We start from the raw sequence: 3,614 nt of genomic DNA, 5'->3' as shown, positions 1-3,614 counted from the left end.
AGTTTATAAAAAAGAAGAAAAAAATTATAACAAATACTTAATAAGTCAAATTGAAGAAAAAAAAAGAATATTTCAATTAAAAACTGATTTGTTATATTCTTCTATTTTAGATTTAAAAAATGAAAATACTTTTTTAGAGTATGAGTCTAATCCAACACCATATAATCTTCTAAAAGTTTTTAAAACTTTAAAAATTAAAAATAGTTTTTTTAGTAAATTTGGTTATAAAATTTCCTTTGGAAATAGTGATTCTAATATTTTTATTACTCCTGAAGAAACTGTAAATAAAAATGATTTTTTTACTACTTTAAAGTTTCAATTAAATTCAAAGGATAATCTTCAAATAACTGATGATGAGTCTACAATGTATCTTCTCAATTTTCCATCAAAACTTGAAACTTTACAAAAAAGTTTATGGTTAATTACTATTGATAAAAGTATCTTTTTTTCTGATATTAAAACAAAAGATATTGGGCAATGGGCAATCGAAAAAAATAATAATTTTTATTCAATTATGCCATCTCTTGAAAAACTTAAAATATCAAATAAAAAAAATTTATATATTTTCAAAGATAATGCTTTTGACTTTAATTTAATTTTTCAACAAAAAAAACATAATCTATTTCCAAATATTTTTTTTGATATTCTTAAAATATTAATTTTAACTACAGCTATATTTATTTGTATTCTTAAAATATTTAATTTTTTTCAAAATCCCATTATTTATATCAATCAGCGAAAAAATCTTAAGGATTATATTCTAGGAATTAAATCTGTTAAAGATATTGATAGTTTTACTGAAAAATTTGAAAACTTAAAATTTCCACTACGATTGGTTTTAATTGAACTTTTTGATTCTGATACTCCTGAACTTTATACGGATACTTTACCTATTGTTAAAGATTATCTAATAACCTCTTTAAATAACTCTTCTCAATATGAATATGTTGACATTGATTATAAAAGTATTCTTTTTATAGTTTCAGAAGAAGCATTAATAGACATTGACGATGGATTTTCATTTTTATTAGAACATGTTCAAAAGAAATATAATTTAAAATTAACAGCTTCTGTATCCAATGAAATTTTCTATCTAGATACACTTCCTAAAGAATATATAAAATGCAAACGAATTTTAAATTTTAAATTTTTATATAGCAGTTATTTTGTTATTTTAGAATCATTTACAAATAAAAATAATCCAAGCTTCTTCTATTCTATCGATATTGAAAATAAGCTAGCAAATAGACTTTTAAATGGTAATTTTTTAGGATGTAAAAAAATAATCGACGAAATTTTCGAAGATATCGATTCTAATTTAGACAAAAATAAAGTTAACGACTTCTCCTTACTTTTATGCAATACTTTAGGAAGAGTTACTTCTCAATTAGGTGAGTTCGATATAAATAACAAAATAGATATTCATATAAAAGAAACTAGTATTCCAAATTTAAAAAATACATTTTTAAAATTTTGTAAAGAAATTTGTGACCTAAAACAAGTAGAAGAGAATTCTACTAATATTGAAATTAAAAATAAGATTCAACAGTATTTAGAAGATAACTATTCTAATGATTTCTCTCTTGAAGATTTATCTGAATATTTAGGTTTCTCTTTTAGATATACAAGTTTACTCTTTAAAAAAAATATGGGTGACAATTTTAAAAATTATCTTAATCTTTTTAGAATAAATAAATCTAAAGAAATTATCCAAAATAATAAAAATATTAAAATTAAAGAAGTTGCTGAGTTAGTTGGATATAATAGTTCTAATACTTTCATTAGAATATTTAAAAAATATGAAGGAATCTCTCCTGCTAGATTTTTCTTAGAAAATATAACTGATAACTAAAATAGAAAAGGAGATAATAATATCTCCTTTTTTACTTATTTTCCTTAAGACTGAACTCTATCATATGCTCTTTGGTTTATTTCTATAAGTTCTTTTAACCCTAATTTATTAACTCTCTCTACAAATTTTTCATAAGATTTATCAAAATCTTCTGCACCTAATACCCATTTCTGACTCATTTCGTCTAAAGCCATAGATATTTGTGAGTTGATTTTTTGTACTTTTTTTGCCTCTTCTGGAGTATATTTAAAAAGTGGAACTTGATCCATTATATAACCATTTGTCATATACATTTCAGACCATTCAGTTGCTTTTGGATCTCCCCAAGCTTTTTCATATTCATAATCTTGACGCGCTCCTATTTTAAATTGTAATCCATTATCTCTTAACACTTGTAATGCATTTTTTCCTGGAGCTTTCATTACTTTATCTGTATAATATTTTTTTCCATTTTCGTCCTTTGCGAAAGTATCTCCTTCAACTCCCCAGTTATAAAGTTCATACCCTTTATCTGAGAACCAATAGTCCATATATTTAATTATTGTTACTGGATCTTTAGCACTTGCAGAAATTCCCCATCCACCTAAAGATGTTGTTCTTGCATCTGGAGCATAACTCTTCCCTTTATATTTAGGCGGTGCAATTGCTATAAATTCAAATTTTTCATTTTGTTTTTTTAATTCTTCATCATTATTATATCCTGTTGTACTTGCAAACCAATCAAATGTCACTCCTCCAATATCATTACGTAACATATAATCTCTTCCACTAAATCCTCTTGTATAAATTTCCGGGTCTATGAGCCCTTCTTTATACCATTTAATTACTTCAGGCATAGCCTCTTTGAACCTCTCTTGAGTAGGACCATATTTTACTATACCATTATCCATATAAAATCCATATTCAGCTCCGAATAATCCCACTAATTCTTTTGTTGCAAATTCAATAGTTCTATCAAAATATGGAATTTCATCCGCTTTCCCATTTCCATTTGGATCTTGCTCTTTAAAAGCTTTTAAAACTTTATAAAAATCATCCATATTTTCTGGAACTTCTAATCCTAACTTATTTAACCAATCTTTTCTTATGAATAATCCTTGTGATGCTTTCATCGCATACCAATCATAATAACATGGTATATAATATATTTTTCCATCTGCAGCTACTGCATCCATTTTATATCTTGGATATTTTTCAAAAAAGGCTTTTATATTTGGAGCATGCTTATCTATTAATTCATTTAAAGGTACCATACCTCCTGCCATACCTAAATTTTCAATTTTATCTGGATATGCATACGATATAATGTCTGGTAAATTACCTGAAGAAACTGCTAAATTAAAAGCTTGAACTTCATCAGTTAAATTTTTAGATGTTGCACTTTCTAATTTTATATTTGTATCTTTGAACGCTTCTTTAAATACTAGCCAATTCTCATCAAAAACTTTTCCATTTTGAATTGCTAAAATTGACAATGTCACTGGTTTTTCAGATATTTTATAATTTTTATTTTTTTCATTAACATCGTTGGAAAAGCTTTTTAATCCTAATAAGGCTAATGATAAAACCAACATAGATTTTCTTCTATACATATTTTAAACCTCCCAAAAATCTTTCTTATTTTCAGTATACCTCTTTGTATTTTTATTTTTCAATGGTTGTTTTTCTAACTATATGCTTTTTTCCTGTTTTGAATATACTATTTTTTAATATTGAAAACTGAATATTTACTTTTTTTATAACTAAATGTATTATTAATTAT

Annotated in this window: 2 protein-coding genes; one reads left to right on the top strand and one right to left on the bottom strand. The window is 24.7% G+C overall.

Annotated features, from left to right (window positions below):
- Positions 1–1,852: helix-turn-helix transcriptional regulator (locus tag HMPREF0202_RS06620; RefSeq protein WP_023052336.1), on the top strand; the 1,852-nt coding region annotated here is incomplete at its 5' end.
- Positions 1,853–1,896: 44 nt separating this feature from the next.
- Here the strand turns inward: HMPREF0202_RS06620 and HMPREF0202_RS06615 are convergent.
- A complete protein-coding gene (locus HMPREF0202_RS06615; protein ID WP_040406699.1) occupies positions 1,897–3,444 on the bottom strand; it encodes a type 2 periplasmic-binding domain-containing protein in 1,548 nt (515 codons plus the stop codon).
- Positions 3,445–3,614: the final 170 nt, after the last annotated feature.

The sequence above is a fragment of the Cetobacterium somerae ATCC BAA-474 genome, from assembly GCF_000479045.1.
Classification (GTDB): Bacteria; Fusobacteriota; Fusobacteriia; order Fusobacteriales; family Fusobacteriaceae; genus Cetobacterium_A; species Cetobacterium_A somerae.
This window is presented reverse-complemented; position numbering and strand designations above follow the sequence as displayed.